Annotated in this window: 20 protein-coding genes; 17 read left to right on the forward strand and 3 right to left on the reverse strand. The window is 72.9% G+C overall.

Going from position 1 to position 25822, the window contains the following annotated elements; genetic code table 11:
* Position 1: 1 nt before the first annotated feature.
* Together IOD16_RS38345 and IOD16_RS38350 are read right to left on the reverse strand one after the other, a co-directional pair.
* Positions 2 to 1729, reverse strand: a complete 1728-nt coding sequence (locus tag IOD16_RS38345) for a glycoside hydrolase family 3 protein (RefSeq protein WP_236594619.1) — start codon at positions 1727 to 1729, stop codon at positions 2 to 4.
* Positions 1730 to 2319: 590 nt separating this feature from the next.
* Complete coding sequence (locus IOD16_RS38350; protein ID WP_201438212.1) at positions 2320 to 3132, reverse strand: HAD-IB family hydrolase; 813 nt, start codon at positions 3130 to 3132, stop codon at positions 2320 to 2322.
* Positions 3133 to 3607: 475 nt separating this feature from the next.
* Between IOD16_RS38350 and ssd the strand changes: the two genes are divergently transcribed.
* The 8 genes from ssd to IOD16_RS38390 all read left to right on the forward strand — a co-directional run bounded on the left by ssd (position 3608) and on the right by IOD16_RS38390 (position 10359).
* Positions 3608 to 4660, forward strand: coding sequence for a septum site-determining protein Ssd (ssd, locus tag IOD16_RS38355; protein WP_328809393.1), 1053 nt, complete (start codon positions 3608 to 3610; stop codon positions 4658 to 4660).
* 879 nt (positions 4661 to 5539) lie between these two features.
* Positions 5540 to 6670 (forward strand): TadA family conjugal transfer-associated ATPase, encoded by a 1131-nt coding sequence (locus tag IOD16_RS38360; protein WP_201438213.1) that lies wholly within the window; start codon positions 5540 to 5542, stop codon positions 6668 to 6670.
* Positions 6667 to 7428, forward strand: coding sequence for a type II secretion system F family protein (locus IOD16_RS38365; RefSeq protein ID WP_201438214.1), 762 nt, complete (start codon positions 6667 to 6669; stop codon positions 7426 to 7428). The genes IOD16_RS38360 and IOD16_RS38365 overlap by 4 nt, the downstream gene beginning before the upstream one ends.
* On the forward strand, positions 7425 to 7994 hold the full coding sequence (locus tag IOD16_RS38370) for a type II secretion system F family protein (RefSeq protein WP_201438215.1): 570 nt from the start codon (positions 7425 to 7427) through the stop codon (positions 7992 to 7994). Before IOD16_RS38365 ends, IOD16_RS38370 begins: the two co-directional genes overlap by 4 nt.
* Before the next feature lie 31 nt (positions 7995 to 8025).
* Positions 8026 to 8181, forward strand: a complete 156-nt coding sequence (locus IOD16_RS38375) for a DUF4244 domain-containing protein (protein WP_201438216.1) — start codon at positions 8026 to 8028, stop codon at positions 8179 to 8181.
* Entirely contained in the window at positions 8178 to 8528 is a 351-nt protein-coding gene (locus IOD16_RS38380) for a TadE family type IV pilus minor pilin (RefSeq protein ID WP_236594620.1), read from the forward strand. The genes IOD16_RS38375 and IOD16_RS38380 overlap by 4 nt, the downstream gene beginning before the upstream one ends.
* 625 nt (positions 8529 to 9153) lie before the next feature.
* The gene (locus IOD16_RS38385; protein ID WP_201438217.1) at positions 9154 to 9489 is read left to right on the forward strand and encodes an Rv3654c family TadE-like protein; all 336 of its coding nucleotides are present in this window, start codon (positions 9154 to 9156) and stop codon (positions 9487 to 9489) included.
* 267 nt (positions 9490 to 9756) lie between these two features.
* The gene (locus IOD16_RS38390; protein ID WP_201438218.1) at positions 9757 to 10359 is read left to right on the forward strand and encodes a bifunctional DNA primase/polymerase; all 603 of its coding nucleotides are present in this window, start codon (positions 9757 to 9759) and stop codon (positions 10357 to 10359) included.
* Here IOD16_RS38390 and IOD16_RS38395 read toward each other — a convergent pair.
* Complete coding sequence (locus IOD16_RS38395) at positions 10329 to 12740, reverse strand: DEAD/DEAH box helicase (RefSeq protein ID WP_201438219.1); 2412 nt, start codon at positions 12738 to 12740, stop codon at positions 10329 to 10331. The genes IOD16_RS38390 and IOD16_RS38395 overlap by 31 nt on opposite strands.
* 235 nt (positions 12741 to 12975) lie before the next feature.
* On the opposite strand from IOD16_RS38395, the gene IOD16_RS38400 reads away from it, so the two are divergent.
* The 9 genes from IOD16_RS38400 (at position 12976) to IOD16_RS38440 (ending at position 25814) form a co-directional block, all read left to right on the forward strand.
* Positions 12976 to 15279, forward strand: a complete 2304-nt coding sequence (locus tag IOD16_RS38400; protein WP_123744521.1) for a sodium-translocating pyrophosphatase — start codon at positions 12976 to 12978, stop codon at positions 15277 to 15279.
* A gap of 143 nt (positions 15280 to 15422) precedes the next feature.
* Positions 15423 to 16007: a hypothetical protein gene (locus IOD16_RS38405; RefSeq protein ID WP_201438220.1), complete on the forward strand. Its 585-nt coding sequence runs from the start codon at positions 15423 to 15425 to the stop codon at positions 16005 to 16007.
* Between the two features lie 40 nt (positions 16008 to 16047).
* Complete coding sequence (locus tag IOD16_RS38410; protein WP_201438221.1) at positions 16048 to 16659, forward strand: hypothetical protein; 612 nt, start codon at positions 16048 to 16050, stop codon at positions 16657 to 16659.
* Between the two features lie 90 nt (positions 16660 to 16749).
* Positions 16750 to 17760, forward strand: coding sequence for a hypothetical protein (locus IOD16_RS38415; RefSeq protein WP_201438222.1), 1011 nt, complete (start codon positions 16750 to 16752; stop codon positions 17758 to 17760).
* Positions 17761 to 17886: 126 nt separating this feature from the next.
* Positions 17887 to 20652, forward strand: a complete 2766-nt coding sequence (topA, locus tag IOD16_RS38420) for a type I DNA topoisomerase (protein WP_201438223.1) — start codon at positions 17887 to 17889, stop codon at positions 20650 to 20652.
* 13 nt (positions 20653 to 20665) lie between these two features.
* Positions 20666 to 21172 (forward strand): hypothetical protein, encoded by a 507-nt coding sequence (locus IOD16_RS38425; RefSeq protein ID WP_201438224.1) that lies wholly within the window; start codon positions 20666 to 20668, stop codon positions 21170 to 21172.
* A gap of 85 nt (positions 21173 to 21257) precedes the next feature.
* Positions 21258 to 23285 (forward strand): bifunctional MFS transporter/dTMP kinase, encoded by a 2028-nt coding sequence (locus tag IOD16_RS38430; protein ID WP_236594621.1) that lies wholly within the window; start codon positions 21258 to 21260, stop codon positions 23283 to 23285.
* A 20-nt stretch (positions 23286 to 23305) separates the two neighbouring features.
* Positions 23306 to 24505, forward strand: a complete 1200-nt coding sequence (locus IOD16_RS38435) for a DNA polymerase III subunit delta' (RefSeq protein WP_201438225.1) — start codon at positions 23306 to 23308, stop codon at positions 24503 to 24505.
* 187 nt (positions 24506 to 24692) lie between these two features.
* Positions 24693 to 25814, forward strand: coding sequence for a patatin-like phospholipase family protein (locus tag IOD16_RS38440; RefSeq protein ID WP_201438226.1), 1122 nt, complete (start codon positions 24693 to 24695; stop codon positions 25812 to 25814).
* The last annotated feature ends 8 nt before the right edge of the window (positions 25815 to 25822 follow it).

Raw genomic sequence — 25822 nt, forward strand, 5'->3', positions numbered from 1 at the left:
CTCACCACTCCAAGCCGTGGCCGAAGGGGTACGGGGTCGGTCCGGGCACCTCGACCGGCAGCTTGCCGACGGGGCCCACCTCACCGGTGATCACCCTGGCCAGCGCCTCCATCGACACCGCGCCGTAGGAGTAGGTCGCCAGCCACGTCGGCGCGGCCGTGTGCGCCACGTCGTACGGGTTCTGCACGGCGACCGCGATCACCGGCTTGCCGGTGGCCAGCAGGCTGGTCAGCAGGGTCTGCTGCGCGGGTTGGCGCGACAGCCCGTTGGTGAGCACGACGACCACGTCGGCGTTGCCCGCGGCCTGGACGGCGGCCGTGACCTGGGCCTGGGTCGGCGCGCTGCCGGTGGGCAGCGCGGTGCCGCCGAGCACGCCCGCCAGGGTGCGGGTCGTCGTCTCGCCCCAGCCCGTGACCAGGGCGGCGGTCGGCTTCGCGGCCAGGGGCAGGACGCCCGCGTCGTTGCGCACGGCGGTGACCGTGCGGTCGGTGATCGCCTCGGCGGCGGCGAGGTGCTCGGCCGGGCCGACCGCCGAGTCGACCGCGTCCACGTCCGCGGGCGGGCTCGTGATCATGCCGCGCAGGACCTTCATCCGCAGGATCCGCAGCACGCTCCGGTCGACGCGCCGCTCGCTGAGCTCACCGCTGCGCACGGCCGCCAGCACGCTGTTCACCGCCAGTTCGAGGTTCACCGGCATGAGGAGCTGGTCGACGCCCGCCTTGAGTGCCAGCACGGGGATCTCGGCGTCGCTGTGCAGCTGCCGCACCCCCGCCATGGCCAGCGAGTCGGTGATGACCACGCCGTCGTAGCCCAGGTTCTCGCGCAGCAGGTCGAGCGCGGGCTTGGACAACGTCGCCGGCTCGCCCGACGGGTCGATCTTCGGCATCTGGATGTGCGCGGTCATCACCGAGTCCACGCCCGCCGCGATGGCGGCCCGGAACGGCGGCGCGTCCACCTCGCTCCACTCCGCCTCGGTGCGGTCGACCGTCGGCAGCGTCGAGTGGCTGTCGGTGTCGGTGTCGCCGTGGCCGGGGAAGTGCTTGGCGGTCGCGCTGACGGTGTGCCGGGCCAGGAACCGGCCCTGGTAGCCGCGCACCTGGGCGGCGGTCAGCTCCGCCGTGAGCGCCGGGTCGCTGGAGTAGGAGCGCACGCCGATGACCGGGTTCGCCGGGTTGGAGTTGACGTCCGCGTCCGGCGCGAAGTTCTGGGTGATGCCCATGGCGCGCAGCTCGCGGGCGGTGATGCGGGCGGCGCGCTCGGCGTTCTCCGCGCTGCGGCCCGCGCCGAGGGCCATGTTCCCGGGGAACTGGGTGGCGGGCGCGCCGATGCGGGTGACGATGCCCATCTCCTGGTCCGTGGCGATCGCGGGAGGGATGCGGCTCGCCCGGCGCAGGCCGTTGGAGAGCGCGGCGATCTGCCGCGGGGTGTCGATGTTGTCGTAGCTGGAGTTGTTGAAGTAGACGACACCGCCCGGCTGGAACTTGGCCACCACCTCGGCCGGGGTGGCGACGCCGAAGTCGCGCAGGTTGCCGGGGTGGGCCTCGTCCGGGGACTGGCCGTGCAGGTAGGTGACGAACAGCTGGCCGACCTTCTGCTCCAGCGACATGCCGCGGACCAGGGCGGTGAGGTGCTGCGCCTGGTCCGGGGCGGTGTGCGCCGGTGCGGCCGTGGCCGGGGACGTCACTGCGGAAGCCGCGGCCACGGCGACGGCGACGAGCGGACGGAGCACTGCGGCCTCCCCACTGGGAATCTCTCACCACAACGTGGTGCAATCGGCAAGTTACCCACGTCACAGAGGCGGGTCAACGGGTCGCGTTGTGTGGCCATTGTGGGTAGGGGCACCGACAGATTCAGGGGTTTGCCGCGTCACTCGTTCGGGCACTTGTTCGGGGAGTCGCGCTTTCGGGGCAGGAAGCAGCGGTGCAGAAAGACGGTGGGGCCCCTCGGGCGAGGGGCCCCACCGTCGTCAGCGCGGGCTTCTGAGTTACCAAGCGTGCAACTCGTGTCGTACCGACCTGGCCTCGGCGTCCGGCGTCCCGGTACGCAGGCCCTAGACGACAAGCCTCCCGCGGCGTGCTGCGCGTGGGTGTCTCGAAGTCCGCGCACGGAGCTCTGCCGGGGTGGACGCCGCTTCTCTTCCGCTTCGTCCCTGGCCGACCCGAGGTCCGCACTTCCTTTGTAGTGCGTGTCCGGCGTCACAGCAAGGGCTCGATGGGGTGCACCGGTCAAGCGACGTTCAGTAGCGGAAAGGCTTTCGTGACAGTGATTCCGACGTGCTCGGGGCCACTGGTACCGCTGTCCGGGGCACGTCGGGGTGAACTAGCTCCGGCGCCGCCTGCGCAGGCCGTACCAAGCCACGCCCGCGGCCGTCGCGGCGCCCAACCCGATCGCGGTCACGGCGACCGCGGCGCCGGACGGGCGGGGGATGCGGGCCCGCAGCGACACGGGGTCGGAGAACGTCAGCACCGGCCAGCCGCGCTGGGCGGCGATCCGGCGCAGCGCGCGGTCCGGGTTCACCACCGTGGGGTGGCCGACGGCCTCCAGCAGCGGCAGGTCGGTGATCGAGTCGGAGTAGGCGTAGCAACTGCTCAGGTCGTAGTCGTGCTGCTCGGCGAGCTGCTTGACGGCGATCGCCTTGTTCTCGCCGGCGCAGTAGAAGTCGACCTCGCCGGAGTAGCGGCCCTCCGCGACCACCATCCGCGTGCCGACGCTGTGCGTCGCGCCGACCATGGTGGAGATGGGCGCGACCAGTTCCTCGCCCGAAGCGGACACGACGACCACGTCGTGCCCTTCACCCTTGTGGTCGGTGATGAGCTGCGTGGCCTCCTTGTAGACGAGGGGGTCGACGATGTCGTGCAGCGTCTCGTCGACGATCGAGCGCACCTGCTCGACGTCCCAGCCCTCGCAGAGCGCGGTGATGTGCGAGCGCATCCGGTCCATCTGGTCGGCGTCCGCGCCGGCCAGCATGAAGACGAACTGCGCGTAGGCGCTCTTGAGCACCGCACGCCGGTTGATCAGGCCTTCTTGGAAGAACGGCCGGCTGAACGCCAGCGTGCTCGACTTGGCGATGACGGTCTTGTCCAAGTCGAAGAACGCGGCGACCCGACTGCCTTCGGTGGCGTGCTCGGTCACCGCTCAAGCTTAAGCGGGGCGGACTCGTCCGGCCGTCACACCTGATTCGCCACTTTACGAAGCAGGTGTGCCGGTTATCGAAATTTGGTCTCCCTCTAACGAGAAGACACGCAAGACCTTGTCCTGTGGGGATACAGTAGACGGGTCCGGCTCGACCGGACGGGTTCAGTCCGACCCCCCGGGACTGAACCAATGACGACCCCCGTCCCTCCCCCCTGGCGGGGGTCGTCCCATGTCCGGGGTCGGTTCTGCCGGGCCTGCGCGCTGGACCTCCGCGCCCTCGCGCCCCTTCTTGCATCAGACCCCGATCTTCCTGCGCGGCACCGTTCGCGGCCGCCGTTCGCGGGTGCCCGGCACGCCCGGTTGTCCACAGGCCGGCCGGTTGTCCACATGTTGATCATGTGCCGTTGTGTCCTTCCTCACCGCTCGAGACCGTGGAACCCACAGCCCCACCACGGAGAACGAGGAGAGCGGCATGAAGCGAACGGTGGCACTGGTGACCGACGCGGCCCTGGTCGACGAGGTGCTGAACGCGGCGGCGGTCGTCGGCTGCGAGGTGGAGCGCGTGGTCGACGTGACGGCGTTGCGCGGGCGCTGGCAGGGCGCGGCGGCGGTGGTGCTGGACTTCGAGGCCGTCGTCGCCTGCGCGGGTTTCCCGCGCAGATCAGGGGTCCACGTCGTCGGCGCCGGCCCGCCCGGCGCGGAGGTGTGGCGGCGGGCCCTGGCACTGGGCGCGGAGCACGTGTTGGAGCTGCCCGCCGACCAGGAGCGGCTGCGGGCGGTGCTGGCCGACGCCGCCGAGGGCGCGCCGGTCGGCGGGGGCCGGGTGCTGGCGGTCCTCGGCGCCCGCGGCGGGGCCGGGGCGTCGGTGCTGGCGGTGGCGGTGGGCCAGGCCGTGTCCGCGGCGGGTGGTCACGGCCTGCTGGTCGACTGCGACCCGTTGGGCGGCGGCCTGGACCTGACGTTGGGCGCCGAGCGGCAGGAAGGGCTGCGGTGGCCCACTTTGCGGCTGACGGGCGGTCGCGTGCCGGCGGCGGCGCTGCGCACGGCGCTGCCGGGCCGTTCGGGCGGGCGCGGCAGCCTGACCGTGCTGTCCTGCGGCCGGACGGGGCCCGGCCCGGAGCCGGACGCCGTGGTGGCGGTGGTCGAGGCCGGCAGGCGAGCCGGTGGCACGGTCGTGTGCGACGTGCCGCGCCAGCTGACCGACGCCGCCTGCGCCGCCCTGGACCGGGCCGACCTGGCGGTGCTGGTGGTGCCGGCGGACGTGAAGGCGTGCATGGCGGCCAAGACCTTGGTCGATCAGGCGAGCGCGCGGGGCGTGCGGCTGAAGGCGGTGGTCCGCGGCCCGGCACCGGGCGGCCTCACCACGGCACAGGTGGTGGAGGCGATCGACCTCCCGTTGCTGGCCACCATGCGCCCGGAGCCGAGGCTGGCCAGGGCCCTGGACCACGGCCGGTTCCCCCGACCAACCCGAGGCCCGCTCGCCAAAGCCGCCCGCAAAGTCCTGGCAGCCCTGCATGCCGACTGACCACCCCCGCCCACCCCAACGACACCCGTGCCCGTGGCAGGCGACTTACCGTCCTGGCGCCCCACCCAGGCCCGCCCCACCGGGACCTGGGTGCATCGGATCCGCAACCTGCCCGCCGCCGGAACACCCTGGCTCGTACGGCGATCCGGACTCCGCCGCCCGTTGCGGCGGGTCGCCCTCGCGCCTGGTGGCGGGCTGTCCGGTCGCCGGTCTGTTGTGGGTCCTCGTGCTCAGCAACCGGGCGTGTTCCTTCTGGGCACCTGGAACACGCCCACTCAACCTGTTCGCCCGCCCCGCCCGCCGAACGCGTCCTGGCTCGTACGGCGGTTCGCGCCCCACCGTCCTCTGCGAAGGCCGGGCGATGGGCATGGAAACCGTGATGCCCCAGTGGCCGTTGCGGTGCGACGAACCCTGACGGCGTGCCATGACCACTGACAGCAGTGCCGCGTTCCCGGACCTCGACCACCCATCTCGCTCGCCGAGGTGATGTGGCGGGGTGCGGGGTGCCATCACTGCTGGTGGCAGTGACTGTTCTTGACCTCAACCAACCTACCTCGCCCGCGCGATTCGGCTGCTTCTCCTTGCCCTCGGGGCAGAGGAGCGCCGGCCGTCGTGCGGAAGGTGGTTGGGACACAAGTGTTTTCGCGATGGATAGGAGGCGGGTCGTGAGTTGTGATCGTGGACCGGTCGTGCGGCGGCATCCCGGGTTCCGGCCGCCGGCCGGGTTTCGGAGTTGCCGGCCTGTGCCGCTTTCGGAGCTGGTGCTCGCCGAGTTGGCCGCGCCGTTACTCGCCGATCCGGGCGGCGGCCGGCAGGGGTTGGTCGAGGCGGCTCGGGAGGTTCTGGTCGGGCGTCGACGGATCGCGGGGGAGGGTGGCTGTGAACGACCTGGTTGAGCGCGTTCGCCTTCGGCTGGCCAGTGGGCGCGGTGACCTCACGTCCGCTGCGGTCGCGGCGGCTGTGCGCGGTGAGGCCGGCGGGGTGCTCGGCGACGAGGACGTCCAGCGGGCACTCGCCGTGCTGCGGCAGGAGTTCGTCGGGGCCGGGCCGCTCGAACCGTTGTTGCGGGACCCGGACACGACCGACGTCCTCGTCACCCGGCCGGATCAGGTGTGGGTCGACGGCGTCGGCGGGTTGCGGCGGGTCGACGTCGCCTTCCCGGACGAGGCGGCCGTCCGCCGGCTCGCGCAGCGCCTCGCGGTGGCGGCCGGGCGTCGGCTGGACGACGCCGCGCCCTACGTCGACGGGTGGTTGCCCGGCTCGGTGCGGTTGCACGCGGTGTTACCGCCGATCTCGCCGTTCACCTGCCTGTCGTTGCGGGTCCTGCGCCCGGCGGCGCACGACTTGATGACGTTGGAGGCCTGCGGCACGTTCGACCGCTCGGCGGCCGACCTGCTGCGGGCGATCGTGGTCGCCCGGCAGGCCTTCCTGGTCGTCGGCGGCACGGGCTCGGGCAAGACGACCCTCCTGGCCGCCTTACTGGGGTGCGTGCCGCACGACGAACGGGTCGTCTGCGTGGAAGACGCGGGGGAGTTGCAGCCCGACCACCCGCAGGTCGTCCGGCTGCTGGCCCGCGGTCCGAACGTCGAGGGCGCGGGCGAGGTGACCATGCGCGACCTCGTCCGGCAGGCGTTGCGGATGCGGCCCGACCGGATCGTGGTCGGCGAGGTCCGGGGCGCGGAGGTGTGCGAGCTGCTGTCTTCGCTGAACACCGGGCACGACGGTGGCGCGGGGACGTTGCACGCCAACTCGCCGGCCGAGGTACCCGCCCGGCTGGAGGCCCTGGCCGCGCTCGGCGGGCTCGACCGGCACGCCTTGCACAGCCAACTGGCGGCGGCGGTGAAAGTCGTGCTGCACATGCGCCGCGCGGGCGACGGCACGCGGCACCTGGCGGAGATCGGTGTGCTGGAACGGCGGTCCGGTCACCTCGTCGTCCGGCCCGCGTGGCGACGCGACGGCGGTTGGCAAGAAGCCGGCGCGGTCCTCAAAGGCCTGGTGGGTGCCGCATGAGCCTGCTGTTGCTGGCCGCCGCGTTGCTGGTGTTGCCCTCGGCCGAGGCGCGACGGCGGCTTGCCGGACCTCGGCGTCCAAGCCGGTGGAAGTCGGTGAAACCCGATCGGGTGTCGGCGGTCGTGGTGGGACTCGTGCTCGGCTTGCCGGTCGGCGTCGGCGGGGCGCTCGCGGGCGCGTTGCTGGCCGCGACCGTGTGGCGGACTTACCGGGAGACGATCCGACAACGCGACCGGGTGGCGGCGTCCGTCGCGCTCGCCGACGGGTTGAAGGCGTTCGTCGCGGAACTGCGGTCGGGCGCTCACCCGGCCAAGGCGGCGATCGGCGCGGCGGAGGACGCGGAGCCGCCCGCGACCGACGTGCTGCGGGCCGTCGCGGAGGCATCGGCCCGTGGCGGCGACGTCGAGGTGGCGCTCGCCGACTTCCCCGACGCGCACCACCTGGCCAGGGCGTGGCGGCTGTCCGCGGTGCACGGCGTGCCGTTGGCCGACGTGCTGGACGCCGTCCGCCGGGACCTCGACCGGCGCACCGCGTTCGCCGGGCAGGTCCACGCCCGGATGGCCGGTCCGCGGGCCGGCGCGGCGGTGCTCGCCGGGCTGCCGCTCTTCGGCGTGGTGCTCGGCGAACTCGGCGGCGCGGGGCCGTTGGCCGTCCTGTCCGGCACCGCGCCGGGACAGGTGCTGCTGGTCGCCGGCGTGGTCCTGATCTGTGCCGGGTTGCGGTGGAGCGGTCGGCTGACCAGGCAGGTGATCGCATGAACCCGCTGCCGCCGAGCCTGCTGCTGCTCGCCCTGGCGGTCATCGCCTGCCCGGTCCCGACGAGAGCCTCGGCGCGGCTGCGCCCGAGAACCAGGCGAAAACCCGTGCCGAAGGCGGAACCTCCGGACCCGTTCGCCGCGGCGGCGACCTGGGACCTGCTGGCCGCCGCCTTGCGGGCGGGTCTGCCGGTGGCCGGCGCGGTGCGCGCCGTGCTGCCGGGCGTCCCGCCGGGGCCGGCCGAACGCCTCCGCGAGGTGGTCGACCTGCTCACGCTGGGCGCGGACCCGGTGCACGCGTGGGCCAAGGCGCTCGTTCACCCCGACACCGCGCCGCTGGCCAGGGCGGCGCGTCGGACCGCCCGGTCGGGCGCGGCGCTGGCAGGGGCGGCGGCGGACCTGGCCGCGGAGGCGCGGGCCCGGGTGTCCGACCAGGCCGAAGTCCGGGCGCAACGGGCCTCGGTGCTGGTGGCGGGGCCGCTGGCGCTGTGCTTCCTGCCCGCGTTCCTGTGCCTGGGCGTCGTGCCGGTGGTGATCGGCGTCGTCGCCGGCGTGAGCGACAACTGGTAACCGTCCACAATAGACACAAGGAGAGTGGGAGATGTTGGGCGACAGTGGGATGTCGACGGTGGAGTACGCGATCGGCACGCTCGCCGCCGCGGCGCTGGGTCTGCTCCTGTACTCGCTGTTGAGCGGCGACTGGGTGGAAGGCCTCATCCGGGCGCTGCTGGTGCGGGCGTTCACGGTGGACGGGTGAAGCGGCGGGTGCTGGGCGACGACCGGGGCGGGGTGACGGTCGAGGCGGCGGTCGCGGTGTGCGGGCTGGTCGCGGTGCTGGTGCTCGGCGTCGGCGCGGTGATGGCGGTCGTGGCGCAGCTCCGGTGCACGGACGCGGCCCGGGAGGCGGCTCGGCTGGTCGCCCGGGGTGATCCGGGGCGGGTCGACGGCGTGGTCGGGGCGATCGCGCCGGAAGGGGCGCGGTGGGCGGTGCGGAGGGAGGGGGACACGGCGTCGGTGGAGGTCGCCGTTTCGCGGCTGGGTGTCGAGCTGCGGGCACGGGCCTACGCCGTGGTGGAGCCGGGAGTGGGGGTGATCGATAGCTGACGGGTGAGAGGACCGCGGCGACACCGCAGGCGCGGAAAGCACCGCCGGTCCTGGTGGCCGGTGGACGGCCGCGGGGATCGGCATCGGCGGCGGGTCGGTCGACGGCCGCGGCCGGCTGAGCGGACCGCGGGCGGCATCGGCGGGCGCGGGCCGTGGTCGGCGGGCGCTGGTCGGTGGTCGGTGGGCGCTGGCCGGTCGGCCGTGGACGGAGGCCCGTGCGGGGACGGTCTGCGGGCCGTGGACGGCCGAGGTCGCGCGAGGCGGCCGGGCGGACCGCAGTGGTCGACGTCGGTCCCGGCGGTGCGGCGACTGCTGGGCCCGGTGCCGGTCGTGGTGGCCGGTCGGACGCAAGGGCCGCGGCCGTTGCGTGGCGGCCGGGTTCGCTCGGGATTGCCGATGGACTGCCGTGATGGGCGCGGCCGGTGGCCGGCTGCGGTCGGGGCCGGCTGGGGTCGGTGCGGGCGGCGGTTGGAGCGGCGGCGGTCGAGAACCGTGGTCGGCCGCCGGCTGTGGTGGCTGCGGCGGGTCGGCGGCGGTCCCGGTGGTTCAGCGGCGGCTGGGTGGTCGGTAGGTGGCCGTCCAGCGTGGGCGGTGTCGGGTCGGGGACGGGAAGGGGTGGTGATCGGTGGGTGATCGGGGATCGGCGTCCGTCGTGGCGGTGGCGGTGGCGGCGGTGTGGTTCGGGCTGGTGGCGGTCGGTGTGCACGTCGGCGAGGTGGTCGTGGCCAGGCACCGGGTGGGTGCGGCGGCCGATCTCGGGGCGTTGGCGGCGGCCGGGCAGTTGGTCGGTGGGGTCGCGCACGCCTGCGACCGGGCCGAGTGGGTCGTCGAACGGATGGGTGGCCGGCTGGCCTCGTGCCACGTGGAGGGTTGGGAGGTGAGCGTCCACGTCATCGGCGAGGCCGTCACGGTGTTCGGCGCGCCCAGCGCGCGGGCCCGCGCAGGTCCGGCCGAACCGTGACCCCTACCCCACACGACGAACGGTCGTCCGCCGGCGGTGAGCGGACTCACACGACCGCAGATTCGCGGCTTCGCGGTGGGCGGGCGGCCGGCACGCCGTTCTGCCCCCCGCCCCCGGCCCCCGCGCTCGCCGTGCCACAACGACCAGTTGTCGACAAGCGGTTACCAAAACCCCCGGTCATGGCGTTAGTTCAAGTGGTGGCACCGACACGGTGTCGAACAACACGCGACACGGTGTCGTGACCGGAACGCAGGAGGCGAACGAAAGATGGAGTGGTCGGATAGCTGGCGCGGGGCCTTCCGCATCGAGCTGCGCGCTGAGGCGGTCAACCTCGCGTGGCACGGGTGGCCTGTGCTGCCGGGCACCTATCCGGCCGGTGAGCGGTGGGCCGGGCGCGACGGTGTCGAGGACAGCGGGCCGGTCCCGGTGCACGGCGACTGGCAGGAGCGCATCGGCACCGAGGCGGAGCAGGTCGCCACCTGGTGGACGGGCCACTCCTACAGCATCCTGCTGGCCACCGGCCACGGCGTGGACGCCGTCGAGGTGAGCGCCGACCTCGGCCGCCGGGCCGCGGTGGAGCTGCGCGCCGCCGGTGTCCCGGTGCCGATCGTGGCCACCCCGGAGGGCCGCTGGATGTTCCTGGTCGCCTCCGGCGGCACGCCGGTCACCGACCCGGACGTCAAGCACTACGGCCAGGGCGAGTACGTCCCGCTGCCGCCGAGCACGGGCCACGTCGGCGTCGTGCACTGGCGGGTCAAGCCGCAGATCTGCGCGTGGCACCTGCCGCACGTGGACGTGGTCCGGGACGCCCTGCTGCAGGCCGCCGACCGCACCACCGCCTACGGCCTGGTCGCCGCCGACCGGTCCTGACCGACCCGGCCGTGCCGGACGTCGTGGCGTCGTCTCTCCCCGACCACCCCGAGCACGACGTCCAGCACGGCCACCCCACCCGCCTTGTCCAGCGGATCGTTGCCGTTCCCGCACTTCGGCGACTGCACGCAGGACGGGCACCCGGCCGGACACGCGCAAGCCGCGATGGCCTCCCTAGTAGCGACCAACCACGGGACTACCGCGTCGAACCCGCGGTCGGCGAACCCGGCTCCTCCGGGATGACCGTCGTGCACGAACACCGTCGCCTCCCCGGTGTCCTGGTGCAGCGCGGTCGACACTCCGCCGATGTCCCACCGGTCACAGGTCGCGAACAGCGGTAGCAGGCCGATCGCCGCGTGTTCGGCGGCGTGCAGTGCGCCGGGGACGCGCGCCGGATCCAGACCGGCGCCCCCCGGCGCACTGCCGCCACCCGCGTCGCGCGGCAACGCGACGCCCAGCAGCTCCGCCGACACCGTGTACCAGACCGCCCGCGTCACCAGCGTCTGCGCGGGCAGCGACAGCGGCACCGAGTCGACCACCTGCCCGGACGGCAGTTTCCGCAGGTAGCCGACCACCTGCGAGGTCACCTCGACCTCGCCGAGGCACACGGTCACGCCGTCGAACTCGCGCTTCTCCAGCACCCGCACCACCGAGATGTCCTTGGTGTCACGGGCGGTCGTCGACCAGTCCGGCTTCTCCGCGTGCACCATCGCCAGACCGCTGTCCAGGTCCAGGTGGTCCACCACGTACGACTCGCCCTGGTGCAGGTAGACGGCGCCGGAGTGCACCTGCCAGCACGCCGAACCGGGGTCGACCGTGCCGAGCATCCGCCCCGAGTCGGCCTCCACCACGACGACCTGCTCGCCGCCGGACCCGCGGATGTCCACCGACGAGTGCGGCCGGTCGTGCGAGGTCCAGTACCAGCCGTTCGGCCGCCGCCGCAGCACCCGCCGCGCCACCATGTCCTCCACCACGGCCAGCGCCGCGTCACCGCCGAACGAGTCCAGCGACTCCGGCGTCAGCGGCAGCTCGGCGGCGGCGCACGCCAACTGCGGCTCCAGCACGTACGGGTTCGCGGGGTCCAGCACCGTCGCCTCGACCGGCTTGTCCAGCACCGCCGACGGGTTGTGCACCAGGTAGGTGTCCAGCGGGTCGTCCCGCGCCACGAACACCACCAGCGCGTCGCTGTCCTCGGTCCGCCCCGCCCGCCCGGCCTGCTGCCAGAACGACGCCAGCGTGCCCGGGAAACCGGCGACCACCACGGCGTCCAACCCGACGATGTCCACGCCGAGCTCCAACGCGTTCGTCGTCGCCACGCCCAGCAGCTCGCCCGACGACACCGCCCGCTCCAACGCCCGCCGCTCCTCCGGCAGGTACCCGCCCCGGTAGGCGGCCACCCGCGCCGCCAACGACGGGTCGACCTCCGACAGCACCCTCCGCGCGCCCAACGCGGTCAGCTCCGCGCCCACCCGCGACCGCACGAACGCCAACGACCGCGCGCCCTCCACCACCAGGTCGGCCAGGATGCGCGCCGTCTCCGCGCCCGCCGACCGCCGCACCGGCGCGCCGTTCTCGCCTTCCAGGTCGTCCAGCAGCGGCGGCTCCCACAGCGCCACCGTCCGCCCCGCGCGCGGCGACCCGTCCTCCGTCACCGCCTCGCACGGCGCGCCGATCAGCGCCTCCGCCGACGCCGCCGGGTCGGCCACCGTCGCCGACGCCAGCACGAACACCGGGTCCGCGCCGTACCGCTGCGCGACCCGCCGCAGCCGCCGCAGCAGCAGCGCCACGTGCGAGCCGAAAACACCCCTGTACGTGTGACATTCGTCGACCACCACGTACGACAGCCGGCGCAGGAACCTGATCCACCGGGCGTGGTTGGGCAGCACGCCCCGGTGCAGCATGTCCGGGTTGCTGAACACCCAGTTGGCGTGCGCCCGCACCCAATCGCGTTCGGCCATCGGCGTGTCCCCGTCGAACGACGCCGCGCGGACGCCCGACACGCCCAAACCGCTCACCGATCTCAACTGGTCCGCGCCCAGCGCCTTCGTGGGCGAGAGGTACAGGGCTGTTGCCTTCGGATCAACTGTCAACGCGCTCAGGACCGGCAATTGGTACGCCAGCGATTTCCCGGACGCGGTGCCCGTCGCCACCACGACGTGTGATCCGGACCACGCATGGGTCGCCGCTTCGGCCTGGTGCCGCCACGGCTGCGTCACACCCCGATCCACCAGCGCGGACACCACTTCCGGTGGCGTCCACGACGGCCACGGGACGGGCTGCGCGGGGCGCGGCGGCTGCTCCTCGGTGTGCGTCAACGGCGATTCGCCCGCCGGAACCCCGGCGAGGACCCGGTCCAGCAAACGACGTCCCTGGTTCGCCACGGGGCGCAGCTTCGCACATCCGACGGACTTCCGGACCGTACCTCTGCAGATAACGGTGTGTGTACGGATCGGGACGCGTTGTTGCCTGGTTGCGCACTATGAATAGACTCCGCCGCTATCGCATCCAATGAGGGGTGCATCACGTTGTGTCGGGGCTGACAGTCGCGTGAGTGACCCGCCTCACATCAGCGGGGTGGCCCTGACATTGGGCTTGGAAAACTCACCAGGAGGACGGATGTCCCGGCAATTCCTCGCGGAGGGCCTAGAGCTCTCCGGAGGTGATCGCGGCCTCGTGGCCGTGGTCGCCGTGGTCGCCCTGGCTGCCCTGGCCGTGGGCTACGTGCTGCTCCGGGAGGTGCTGGCCGCGGGCCAGGGCACCTCCAAGATGCAGGACATCGCCAAGGCGGTCCAAGAGGGCGCAGCGGCCTACCTCAACCGGCAGTTCCGAACGCTCGGCATCTTCGTCGTCATCGTGTTCGTGCTGCTGTTCGCGCTTCCCGCCGAGGACATCGGCGAACGGATCGGCAGGTCGCTGTTCTTCCTCGTCGGCGCCGGCTTCTCCGCCGTCATCGGCTACCTCGGCATGTGGCTGTCGACCCGCGCGAACGTGCGCGTCGCCGCCGCCGCCAAGGAGGCGGGCGGCCGGGAGAAGGCCATGCGGATCGCGTTCCGCACCGGCGGCGTGGTCGGCATGTTCACCGTCGGCCTGGGCCTGTTCGGCGCGGCGCTGGTCGTGTTCGTCTACGTCGGCCAGGCGCCCCGCGTGCTGGAGGGCTTCGGCTTCGGCGCGGCCCTGCTCGCCATGTTCATGCGGGTCGGCGGCGGCATCTTCACCAAGGCCGCCGACGTCGGCGCGGACCTGGTCGGCAAGGTCGAGCAGGGCATCCCCGAGGACGACCCGCGCAACGCCGCGACCATCGCGGACAACGTGGGCGACAACGTCGGCGACTGCGCCGGCATGGCGGCGGACCTGTTCGAGTCCTACGCCGTCACCCTGGTCGCGTCGCTGATCCTGGGCACGGCCGCGTTCGGCGCGAAGGGCCTGCTGTTCCCGCTGATCGTGCCCGCGATCGGCGTGCTCACGGCGGTCATCGGCGTCTACATCACCAGCGCCCGCACCGGCGAGAACGGCCTCACCGCGATCAACCGCTCGTTCTACATCTCGGCGGTCATCTCGGCGGTGCTGTGCACGGTCGCGGCGTTCCTGTTCCTGCCCAGCTCGTTCGCGGGCCTCGCCGGCGTGTCCGAGGAGATCGCGGGCACGCCGGGCAACCCGGCCCTGATCGCGGCCGTCGCGGTGATCATCGGCATCGTGCTGGCGGGCGTCATCCTGTGGCTGACCGGCTACTTCACCGGCACCGAGCACAAGCCGGTCAAGGAGGTCGGCCGCACCTCGCTCACCGGCGCGGCGACCGTCATCCTGTCCGGCATCTCGGTCGGCTTCGAGTCGGCGGTCTACACCGCGCTGGTCATCGGCGGCGCGGTCTACGGCGCGTTCCTGCTGTCCGGCTCGGTGGTCGTGGCGCTGTTCGCGGTCGCGCTGGCCGGCTGCGGCCTGCTGACCACGGTCGGCGTCATCGTGGCCATGGACACCTTCGGCCCCGTCTCCGACAACGCGCAGGGCATCGCTGAGATGTCCGGCGACGTGGACGGCGAGGGCGCGCAGATCCTCACCGAGCTCGACGCGGTGGGCAACACGACCAAGGCCATCACCAAGGGCATCGCGATCGCCACCGCCGTGCTGGCGGCGACCGCGCTGTTCGGCTCCTACAAGGACGCGATCGAGCAGGCGCTGCGGGACGTGCAGGTGGGCATCGGCGAGGTGCCGATCTCGTTCACCAACGTGGTGTTCAGCCCGAACGTGCTGGTCGGCCTCATCATCGGCGCGGCCGTCGTGTTCATGTTCTCCGGTCTCGCGGTGAACGCGGTGACCCGCGCGGCGGGCGCGATCGTGTTCGAGGTGCGCCGCCAGTTCCGCGACAACCCCGGGATCATGGACGGCACGGTGAAGCCGGAGTACGGCCGGGTCGTCGACATCTGCACGAGGGACTCGCTGCGCGAGTTGGCCACCCCCGGCCTCCTCGCGGTGCTGGCGCCGATCGCGGTCGGCTTCGGCCTCGGCGTCGGCCCGCTGGCCGGCTACCTGGCGGGCGCGATCGCCACCGGCACGCTGATGGCGGTGTTCCTGGCCAACTCCGGTGGCGCCTGGGACAACGCGAAGAAGCTGGTCGAGGACGGCAACCACGGCGGCAAGGGCTCCGACGCCCACGCCGCCACCGTCATCGGCGACACCGTCGGCGACCCGTTCAAGGACACCGCCGGTCCGGCCATCAACCCGCTGATCAAGGTGATGAACCTGGTCTCGGTGCTGATCGCGCCCGCGATCGTCGGGTTCTCCGTCGGCTCCGGCGAGTCGGCGGGCATCCGGTACGCGATCGCGATCGTGGCGGTCGTGGTCATCGTGGGCGCCGTGGTCGTGTCCAAGCGGCGCGGCACGGCGATCTCGGACACCCCGGCGGAGGTCACCACCTCCGCGTGACGGTCGGACGGGGCGGGGCGCCGGCGGTTCGCGGCGCCCCGCCCTTCCACGTCCGGGTGGGCCGGGTGGGCGCGCCCGGATGGGGGCACACTGTCCGGTATCGCCGAGAACCGCGGTCGCGCACAACGAGGGGGAACACCCTGATGAGACTTCTGCCGCTGGTCGCCGCGACCGCCCTGGTCGTGGCGGTCGCCGGGTGCGGGTCCGGGGGCGACTCCGCCACACCCACGTCGTCGTCCGAGTCGCCGTCCGACACGGCGGCGGTGGCGTACATGGACAAGGTGTGCACGGCGGCGTCCTCGTTCGCCACGGTGCAGAAGACACCGCCGCAGCTGGACGCGAACGACCCGGCGAAGCTGAAGGCCGACATGGGCGCGTACATGGGCCAGATGGCCGACGCGTTCACCCAGACCGCGACCAAGCTGCGCGGCGTTGGTCCGTCGCCGGTGGCGGGCGGTGACGAGCAGGTGGAGCAGATGGCGGTGACGTTCACCGGCATCGCGAAGAACTTCACCGACGCCAAGGCGGCCATCGAGGCGGCGGACGCCAACGACCCGGTCGGCGGGTTGCAGGCCGCCGGCGAGGCCATCACCAGGCTGGACGACTTCGTCGCGCCGCTGAAGCAGCTGGAGGCGTCGCCGGAGCTGTCGGCGGCGGCCGAGAAGGCGGCGGCCTGCCAGGACCTGCGGACGCTGAGGCCGTCGGAACCCGTCACACCGACTTCGTAGTAGGTTGCCCCCTCACCTTTTTCCGATTTGGGGGCATTCTGTGAAGCACCGTGTCGCGCTCGCCGGCGTGTTCGCCGCTGTTCTGGTCACGTCCGCGTGCGGTGGTGGCGGCTCGTCGGCGTCCTCCACGTCAGGGTCGACGGCGACCACCACGACCACCACCGCCGCCGCGGACGCCGACCCGGTCAAGTGGACCGGGACGTTCTGCGAGGGCATCTCGCCCACCATCGAGGGCGTGCTGACCCTGCTGAAGACGATGTTCGAGGGCGGCGCGGAGGACCCGGCCGTGCAGAAGACCGCGCTGCTCGACTACAGCTCCAAGGCGGGCAAGTCGCTGAGCGAGGCGGGCGAGAAGCTGGACGACCTCGGCGCGCCGTCGCCCGAGAGCCAGGAGCTGCACGACGAGCTGGTCAAGTTCTTCACCGACTCGGGCAAGACGCTGACCCAGGTCAACACCGAGCTGGCGGCGCTGGACCCGGCCGACCCCGAGTTCGCCACCAAGCTGGAGCAGCTCGGCGGCGACCAGGCGGACCCGTCCAAGCTCCAGGAGCAGATCAAGAAGCTCCAGGACGACCCGAAGCTCGGCCCGGCGTTCAAGCAGGCGCCCGAGTGCGTCGCGATGTCGGAGACGCTGAAGAGCCTCGGCAGCTGACACCGCTGGGACGGGTGGGACCGTTGGGGTAGGTGGTTCAGCCCTTCGGAGACTGGCCGTGGTCGAACGTGTGTTCTACGCTGCCTGTCCGTGGGGCAATTGTCCTTCTACTCGGCCGAGGCGAGACAGCCTTGCGTCGGTGACCTGGCGGGCCTGCTGTGCGGGCCCGGCCGGGCGCTGGGCTTCGCCCGTGGGCGCGCGGCCCGGGTGTCGGTGGGTCTCGACACCCGGGACCGGGCCGCCGCGGTTGAGGCGGCGCTGGCCGAGCGGGGCGTGCAGGCCCGGGTCGAGCAGGTCCGGGCGGAGCGGCCCCGGGTCGCCGAGGACGGACCCGCCGAGGCCGGGTCGGAGCCGGCGGGGCCCGCCGGGATCGAGGTCGTCCCGGACGAGCCCGCGACCCGGCCCGCCGACGACGAGCCGGTGGCCGAGTCACCCGGCGAACCGCCCGACGAGCCGCTGGACGAACCCCCGGACGACCTGGACGAGCCCTTGCACGACCTGGATGACCTGGACGACCTCGACGACCTGGGGGAACCCCTGGACGAGCCGGTGGACGACGACCCGGACGGGTTCGCCCCGGTGGTGATCGGGTCGGGCCGGCGTGGGCCGGCCGCCGCCGAACCCGAGACCGAGCCCGAGCCGCGGACCGAGGCCGAGCCGGGGGCCGTCGAGGCGGGGACCGGGACCGAGGCGGGGGCCGTCGAGGCGGCCGAACCGGTGGTCACCGAGTCGTGGCAGGTCACGACGGCGTTCCGCACCGACCTGGCCGGGTTGGCGGCGCAGTGGTTCGACGGCGACCGCAAGGTCGTCCCACCCGACTTCACCCTCGACGGCGCGGCCCTGCGGCTGTGGGCGCTCGCGTCCGGCCGGTGGGTCGAGTCCGGCTCCGGGTACCTCCTGGGCCTCGACCCCGAGGCGCCCGACACGCACGAAGCGTTGCGAAAAGCATTGGCCACGTCGGGTCTGCCCTCGACACTCTTGATCGGCAAGACCGGGGGACCCGCGCTGCGCGTCGTCGGCAGACGGCGGCTCGAACGGCTCGCCGAGCTGGTCGGACGCGCGCCGAGGGGCGTCGCGGAACGCACCTGGCCGGCCGCGTAGCGCGTCCTCCTGGCGGAGGATCCGCCACAGTTGTGTCACCCTGTCCCGACCAGGGCTGCCCAGCGGCGACAAAGGACAGTGCACACTGGCGGGTCGGGACACAGTGTTCGAAGAGAGCGGGACGGCGTGGCTGGATCGACACGGGCGAGGAAGACAAACGGGGGATCAGCGAGCGGCAACCGGCGGTTGGTGATCGTCGAGTCGCCCACGAAGGCGCGGAAGATCGCGTCCTACCTCGGCAGCGACTTCGTCGTGGAGTCATCCAAGGGGCACATCCGGGACCTGCCCCGCGGCGCGGCCGACGTGCCCGCGAAGTACAAGGGCATGCCGTGGGCCCGGCTCGGGGTCGACGTCGACCACGGCTTCGAACCGCTGTACGTCGTCACGCCGGACAAGAAGGCGACCGTCGCCGAGCTGAAAGAGCTGCTCAAGGACGTCGACGAGCTGTACCTCGCGACAGACGGCGACCGCGAGGGCGAGGCCATCGCCTGGCACCTGCTCGACACGCTGAAGCCGAAGGTCCCGGTTCGGCGGATGGTGTTCCACGAGATCACCGAGCCCGCGATCCTCGCCGCCGCCGCGAACCCCCGCGACCTGGACCAGGACCTGGTCGACGCCCAGGAGACCCGCCGCATCCTCGACCGCCTCTACGGCTACGAGGTCAGCCCGGTGCTCTGGAAGAAGGTCATGCCGAAGCTCTCGGCGGGCCGCGTGCAGTCCGTGGCGACCCGGATCGTGGTCGAGCGGGAGCGCGAGCGGATGAAGTTCGTGACCGCCTCCTACTGGGACGTCTCGGCGACCATGGACGCGGGCGAGGACGCCGCGCCGCGCACGTTCGGCGCCCGGCTGGTCGCGGTCGACGGCACGCGCCTGGCCACGGGCCGCGACTTCGGCCCCGACGGCAGGCTCAAGGCCGGGCCGACCGAGGTGCGCATGCTGGACGAGGCGCAGGCCAGGGCCATCGCGGACGGCCTGGTCAACGCCTCGATGACGGTCTCCTCGGTCGAGGAGAAGCCGTACACGCGCAAGCCGTACGCGCCGTTCATGACCTCCACGTTGCAGCAGGAGGCGGGCCGCAAGCTGCGCTTCTCCGCGGACCGCGCCATGCGCACCGCGCAGAAGCTGTACGAGAACGGCTACATCACCTACATGCGCACCGACAGCACGACGCTGTCGGAGACCGCGATCGCGGCGGCGCGGGCGCAGGCCACCGAGCTGTACGGCTCGCAGTTCGTGTCCAAGGAGCCCCGCCAGTACACCCGCAAGGTCAAGAACGCGCAGGAGGCCCACGAGGCGATCCGCCCCGCCGGCGAGGTGTTCCGCACCCCCGGCCAGGTGGCCCGCGAGCTGGAGTCGGACGAGTTCAAGCTCTACGAGCTGATCTGGCAGCGCACGATCGCCTCCCAGATGGCCGACGCGCGCGGCAACACGACGTCGGTCCGCATCTCCGGCACGACGACCGGCGGGGAGAACGTCACCTTCGCCGCGTCCGGCCGCACGATCACCTTCGCGGGCTTCCTGAAGGCCTACGTGGAGACGGTCGACTCGGAGGCGGGCGGCGAGTCCGACGACGCCGAGTCGCGGCTGCCGCAGCTGGTCAAGGACCAGGCGCTGCTGGCCGCCGAGCTGTCCGCGGACGGCCACTCGACCAGCCCGCCGCCGCGCTTCACCGAAGCGAGCCTGATCAAGACGATGGAGGAGCTGGGCATCGGCCGGCCCTCCACCTACGCCTCGATCATCAGCACCGTCCAGGACCGCGGCTACGTGTGGAAGAAGGGCTCCGCCCTGGTCCCGTCGTGGGTGGCGTTCGCCGTGGTCGGGCTGCTGGAGCAGCACTTCGGCCGGCTCGTCGACTACGACTTCACCGCCGCGCTGGAGGACGAGCTGGACGGCATCGCCGCCGGCCGCCAGGAGCGGACCACGTGGCTGTCCGGGTTCTACTTCGGCGGCAACGTCGGCCCCGAGTCGTCGGTCGGCCGCTCCGGCGGGCTGAAGAAGCTGGTCGGGTCGAGCGTCGAGGCGATCGACGCCCGCGAGGTCAACTCGATCCCGCTGTTCCCCGACGTGGAGGGCCGCACGGTCTACGTCCGGGTCGGCCGTTACGGGCCCTACCTGGAGCGCGAGGTCGAGGGCGAGGACGGCACGACCAGCGCGCAGCGGGCGAACCTGCCCGACGACCTGCCGCCGGACGAGCTGAACCGCGAGATCGCGGACAGGCTGTTCGCCACGCCGCAGGAGGGCCGCTCGCTGGGCAACGACCCGGTGACCGGGCACGAGATCGTGGCCAAGGAGGGCCGGTTCGGCCCGTACGTGACCGAGGTGCTGCCCGAGGCGCCGGAGGGCGCGAAGAAGGCGCCGAAGCCGCGCACCGGCTCGCTGTTCAAGTCGATGTCGCTGGACGCCGTCACGCTGGACGACGCGCTGAAGCTGCTCTCGCTGCCGCGCGTGGTCGGCAAGGACCCGGAGACCGGCGCGGAGATCACCGCGCAGAACGGCCGCTACGGGCCCTACCTGAAGAAGGGCACCGACTCGCGGTCGCTGACCAGCGAGGACCAGCTGTTCTCGGTCACCCTCGACGAGGCGCTCAAGATCTACGCCGAGCCGAAGAAGCGGGGTCGGGCCGCGGCCGCGCCGCCGTTGAAGGAGCTGGGCGCGGACCCGGTCTCCGGCAAGCCGATGGTGGTCAAGGAGGGCCGGTTCGGCCCGTACGTGACCGACGGCGAGGTCAACGCGTCGCTGCGCAAGTCGGACAGCGTCGAGGGCCTGTCCGACGAGCGGGCGGCCGAGCTGCTGGCCGAGAAGCGGGCCAAGGGTCCGACGACGAAGAAGAAGGCGCCCGCGGCCAAGAAGGCGCCCGCGCGGAAGAAGGCTCCGGCGAAGACGAAGAGCTAGGGGAGGCGGGGCGGTGGACGGCTTAGGCGAAGGTCGTTCCGGCGCGGGTCGGTCCGGCGCGGGCCGGTTCGCGCCCGACGGAACGCAGCCCCCACCGCCCCCTCCGGTGTTCCCGGACGCCCTCGCCGGCCTGGTCACGGGCGAGCGGTTCGTGACGAAGGCCGTGCCGCCGATCGCGCCGCCGCCGCCGGTGCCCGCGCCGCGGCCCGGACCGGCGTACGTCCCGCAGACCCGGCGCGCGTCCTCCCGCGAGCCCGTGCGCGCTGCGGCGCGGCAGGTGACGGGCGAGCCCGCGGCGCACGTGCCGCACCCCGGACTGGCACGTCGGCAGCCGGGCACGGCGTCCCCGCCGCAGGCCGGACCGGCCCGGCGCGAGCCGGGGCACGCGGTCGCCGAGCCGGTGCCGAAGAAGGGCAAGGGCGGCCTGATCGGCTGCCTGGTCCTGCTGGCGGCGCTCAGCGGGCTGCTGTTCAACGTGGTGCGTGAGATCATCGAAGCCGTGGTCGACCTGGTGCGCTGAACTCACTCAGGTCACCCGAACGGCGGATGTGGTCAGACGGGTGAATCGGTCCGGCTACCCTTACTGCCTGCACCATCGGCGGGGGGTGAGCACCATCCAAGACGGCGGCACAGCGGCCTCGACCAGCCACCGGATTCGCAGCGTGTTGGCGATCCGGCCGTTCCGCAGGCTCTGGGGCGTCACCTATCTGTGCAGTGTCGGTGACTGGTTGTCATTGTTGGCCCTGACGGGCCTGGTCACCAAGATGATGGACAGCTACCAGTGGCAGAGCTTCTCGCTCAGCCTGGTCGTGCTGACCCAGCTGCTGCCCGGCATCCTGTTCGCGCCGCTCGGCGGCGTGCTCGCGGACCGGTTCGACCGCCGCAAGATCATGGTGGTCTGCGACCTGCTGCGCGGCGGCCTGTTCATCTCCATCGCGCTGGTCGGCACGGCGTGGTGGCTGTTCATCGCGAACTTCCTGGTCGGCTGCTGCGCGATGCTGTGGATCCCGGCCAAGGACTCGGCCGTGCCGAACCTGCTGCGCCGGCCCGATCAGGTGGAAACGGCCAACCAGCTCGGCCTGGTGATGACCTACGGCATCTCGGTCATCTCCGGCGCGGGCCTGTACTCGATCATCTCCGGCATCCCCGGCTACCTCGGCCTGCAGAACAGCGACCTCGAGTTCCGCATCGCGACCATCGCGGTCATGGTCAACGGCGCGCTGTACGTCACCTCGGCCATCATCGTGGCGACCCGCATCCCGGAGCTGTCCGGCCGGATCGCCGCGGTCAAGCGGACCCGCGAGAACGGCGAGGCGCCCGGCTTCTTCGCCATGCTGCGCGACGGCATGAGGTACGCGGCCCGCACGCCGCTGGTCCGCGGCCTGGTCATCGGCATGATCGGCGCGTTCGCCGCGGCCGGCGCGGTGATCGGCACCGCCACCCCGTACTCCCTGTCGCTGCTGGGCGGCGACTCCGCGTTCGGCCTGCTGTTCGTGGCCGTGTTCGCCGGCCTGGCGCTGGGCATGGCGACCGCGCCCCGGATGGCCCGCCGGCTGCCCTACGACCGGCTGTTCGGCGTGACGATCCTGGTCGCGGGCGTGAGCCTGCTGTTCGTGGCGTTCGCGCCGCACCTGTGGGTGGCGCTGATCGCGGTGGCGTGCGTCGGCGCGTCGGCGGGCATGGCGTTCCTCACCGGTCTGACCATCGTCGGCTCGCAGGTCGAGGACGCGATGCGCGGCCGGACCGTGGCGCTGCTCCAGTCGTTGCTCAAGGTGGTGCTGTTCGCCGCGTCGGCCGCCGCTCCGCTGCTGGTCACGCTGGTGCAGAAGCGCACGGTCACGGTCTTCGGTCACCCGATGGTGGTGGACGGGACGCGGCCGGTGCTGTTCGGCGCGGGCGTGATCGCCGCCCTGCTCGGGCTGATCGCCTACCGCCAGATGGACAACCGGCGCTCCGAGCCGTTCCTGTCGGACCTGCTCGCGGCGCTGCGGGGACGGGCGCGGCGCACCGGCGGCGTGCTGATCGCGGTCGAGGGCGACACCCGCCAGGACACGTCCGTGCAGGCCAGGAGGCTGGCCGAGGCGTTGCGCGAGACCGGCCGCGAGGTCGTGCTGGCCTCCGACCCGGACCTGGACGAGCAGCGGTTGCGCAACCTGCTGTCCACCGCCGACCTGGCCGGGGTGCGCGCGCACGCCCTGGTGGCCGCCGCCGTGCGGGCCGACGTGGTGGAGCGCGAGGTGCGGCCCGCGCTGGACAACGGCGCGCTGGTCGTCATGGAGCGGTACGTCGACAGCCCGTTGGCGCACTTCAGCGCGGCGGGCAGCGTGGAGCCGCGCGAGGTGGAGGGCCTGGTCGACTGGGCCACCGGCAGGCTGCGGCCGGACATGACCGTGCTGCTGGACCGGACGCCGTCGCAGGTCCGGGCCTCCGGCGGCACGCTGGACACCGTCGAGCACCACTGGCGGGTGCAGAAGCTGCTGACCGACATGGCCTCGGCCGACCCGGAGCGGTACGTCGTGGTCGACGCCGACGGCACCGAGGACGAGGTGGCCCACCGGGTGCGGACCGCCGTGCTGCCGCTGCTGGCGCGGCGGACCAGGATGCCGGTCAAGCCGGTGGCGGAGACGCCCTGACGGATCGGTACGGTCGCCGCGTGAACCGTGGTGTGTGGGGCGACGTCGTCGGCCAGCCGGAGGCGGTCGAGGTGCTGTCGGCGGCGGCGGAAGCGGCCGCGTCGATCGTGGCGGGCGGCACGCCGGCCCCGGGCGCGATGACGCACGCGTGGCTGTTCACCGGGCCGCCCGGCTCGGGGCGCTCGGTCGCGGCCAGGGCGTTCGCCGCCGCGTTGCAGTGCGGTGCCGTGGACGACCGGCCGGGCTGCGGCGAGTGCGCCGGGTGCCACACCACGTTGGCCGGCACGCACGCCGACGTGCGGGTCGTCGCGCCCGAGGGCCTGTCGATCTCGGTGGCCGAGATGCGGTCGCTGGTGCAGGTGTCGGCCCGGCGGCCGACGTCCGGGCGGTGGCAGGTGGTGATCATCGCCGACGCCGACCGGCTCACCGAGGGCGCGGCGAACGCGCTGCTCAAGGCGGTGGAGGAACCCCCGGCCCGGACCGTGTTCCTGCTGTGCGCGCCGTCGGACCACCCCGAGGACGTGTCGGTGACCATCCGGTCGCGGTGCCGGATCGTCTCGTTGGCGACCCCGCGCGTCGCGGCCATCGCGTCGGCGCTGGAGCACGAGGGCGTGGCGCCGGAGGTGGCGTCGTGGGCGGCCTCGGTGTGCGGCGGGCACGTGGGCCGGGCGCGGCGGTTGGCCACCGACGAGCAGTCGCGGGCCCGGCGCGAGGCGGTGCTGCGGATCCCGACCGCGTTGCGGCGGCCCGCGGACGTCTTCACGTGCGCCGACCAGCTCGTCTCGGCCGCCGAGGGCGACGCGCAGACCGCGAACGAGGGCCGGGACGTGGCCGAGCGCGAGGCGCTGGAGACCGCCATGGGCGCCGGCGGCACGGGCAAGGGCACGGCCGCCGCGACCCGGGGGGCCAAGGGCGCGCTGAAGGACCTGGAGAAGCGGCAGAAGTCGCGGGCCACCCGGACCCAGCGCGACTCGCTGGACCAGGCGCTGGTCGACCTGGCCGCGTTCTACCGGGACGTGCTGGTGACCTCGACGGGCGCGGCCGCCGTGCTCAACCACCCGGACCGGGCCGAGGACGCGCGCGCGGCGGCGGCGGAGTGGACGCCGGAGTCGACGTTGCGCCGGCTCGAGGCCGTGCTGAGCTGCCGGACCGCGCTGGAGCTGAACGTGAAGCCGCGGATCGCCATCGAGGCCATGCTCACCACCCTCCAGCGGGGCTGACCGGACCGTCCGCCGGGGAAGACGACGGCAGATCCGCGGGGTCGTGGGCGGGCGGCAACGGTGGCATGTGGTCGGCGAATCGCCGGATTCATACGTTCGGGTGATGAAGATCAGACTCGAACCGGAGTCGGTCACCGGCCACTACCGTTGATCGCACAGCCGCGCTCTCGGGAGAGGTCGTCGCCGCATGTCCTGGAACAACGGCCGACGCCGCCACCGGCCGCCGCTGTCGGGCTCGCGCCCGATCGCGTCGCCGGCGCACTCGGACGCCGGGCTGCCGTGGTCGCCCGCGCACCCCGTCCTGGAGGTGCTGCGCGCCCGCCGCGCCGCGGGCAGCAAACCCGGCGCGCGGGACGACGGTCTCAAGGTCGGGCTGGCCATCGAGGGCGGTGGTCTGCGCGGCGTCGTCTCCGGCGCGATGCTCACCGCGGTGGAGGACCTCGGGTTCGCCGACGCGTTCGACGACGTCTACGCGTGCTCGTCCGGCGCGGTCAACGGCGCGTACTTCATCGCCAGGCGCACCTGGTTCCCGCTGTCCATCTACTTCGACGACCTCACCGATCCGGCTTTCCTCGACTTCCGCCGGGTGCTGCGGCGCGAAGGGCCGATGAACCTCGCGTACGTGTTCGAGGAAGTGCTCGTCCGCCGCAAACCGCTGGACTACGCGGCGATCATCGCCGCCGCCCAGCGGCTGCACGTGATGGTGACCGACGTCGACGCGCTCAAGACGCTCGACGTCAGCGATTTCTCCACACCGGACGACGTGCGGGAGGCGCTGCGGGCGAGCACCTGGTTGCCGCTGGCGATCAAGGGCACGACCACGTTCCGGGGACACCGCGCCATCGACGGCGGCGTGCTGCGGTTCCACCCCTTCCGGGCCGCCGTCGAGGACCGCTGCACGCACGTGCTGTCGTTGAGCACCAGGCCGATCGCGCCGCCGAGGACCGGGGTGTCGGTGGTCGACCGGCTGGCCGCGCGCCACCTGGAGCGGATGCGGCCGGGCCTCGGCTCCGGGTTCACCGCCTCGATGGTGCAGTACCTGGCCGAGGACCGGCCGTACCTGGCGCGGAGCCGGCAGTCCCCGGACGCGTCGCCGGCGGTGCTCGACCTCGCGCCGCTGCCCGGCACGCCCGAGGTGAAGCGGCACGAGGTCGACCGGGGCAAGCTGCTCGACGGCGCGCGCTCGGCGTACCGGATGGCCCACCTGGCGTTGGAGGGCGTCGACGCGCAGGTGGTGCCGAGGCTGACGGTGGTGCGATCCGGCGTCGTCCCCGACCCGGGCCCGGCGGCCGGGGAGCCGATGCCGTGAGCGCGGGG

Origin of the sequence: Saccharothrix sp. 6-C (assembly GCF_016695385.1) — a bacterium.
In the GTDB taxonomy this organism is placed as follows: domain Bacteria; phylum Actinomycetota; class Actinomycetes; order Mycobacteriales; family Pseudonocardiaceae; genus Actinosynnema; species Actinosynnema texasense.

Bases quoted from the DNA above. Each gene is read 5' to 3' on its own strand.
- ssd (WP_328809393.1), top strand. From the start codon at position 3,608: ATGAAGCGAACGGTGGCACTGGTGACCGACGCGGCCCTGGTCGACGAG.
- IOD16_RS38365 (WP_201438214.1), top strand. From the start codon at position 6,667: ATGAGCCTGCTGTTGCTGGCCGCCGCGTTGCTGGTGTTGCCCTCGGCC.
- IOD16_RS38370 (WP_201438215.1), top strand. From the start codon at position 7,425: ATGAACCCGCTGCCGCCGAGCCTGCTGCTGCTCGCCCTGGCGGTCATC.
- IOD16_RS38375 (WP_201438216.1), top strand. From the start codon at position 8,026: ATGTTGGGCGACAGTGGGATGTCGACGGTGGAGTACGCGATCGGCACG.
- IOD16_RS38390 (WP_201438218.1), top strand. From the start codon at position 9,757: ATGGAGTGGTCGGATAGCTGGCGCGGGGCCTTCCGCATCGAGCTGCGC.
- IOD16_RS38400 (WP_123744521.1), top strand. From the start codon at position 12,976: ATGTCCCGGCAATTCCTCGCGGAGGGCCTAGAGCTCTCCGGAGGTGAT.
- IOD16_RS38405 (WP_201438220.1), top strand. From the start codon at position 15,423: ATGAGACTTCTGCCGCTGGTCGCCGCGACCGCCCTGGTCGTGGCGGTC.
- IOD16_RS38440 (WP_201438226.1), top strand. From the start codon at position 24,693: ATGTCCTGGAACAACGGCCGACGCCGCCACCGGCCGCCGCTGTCGGGC.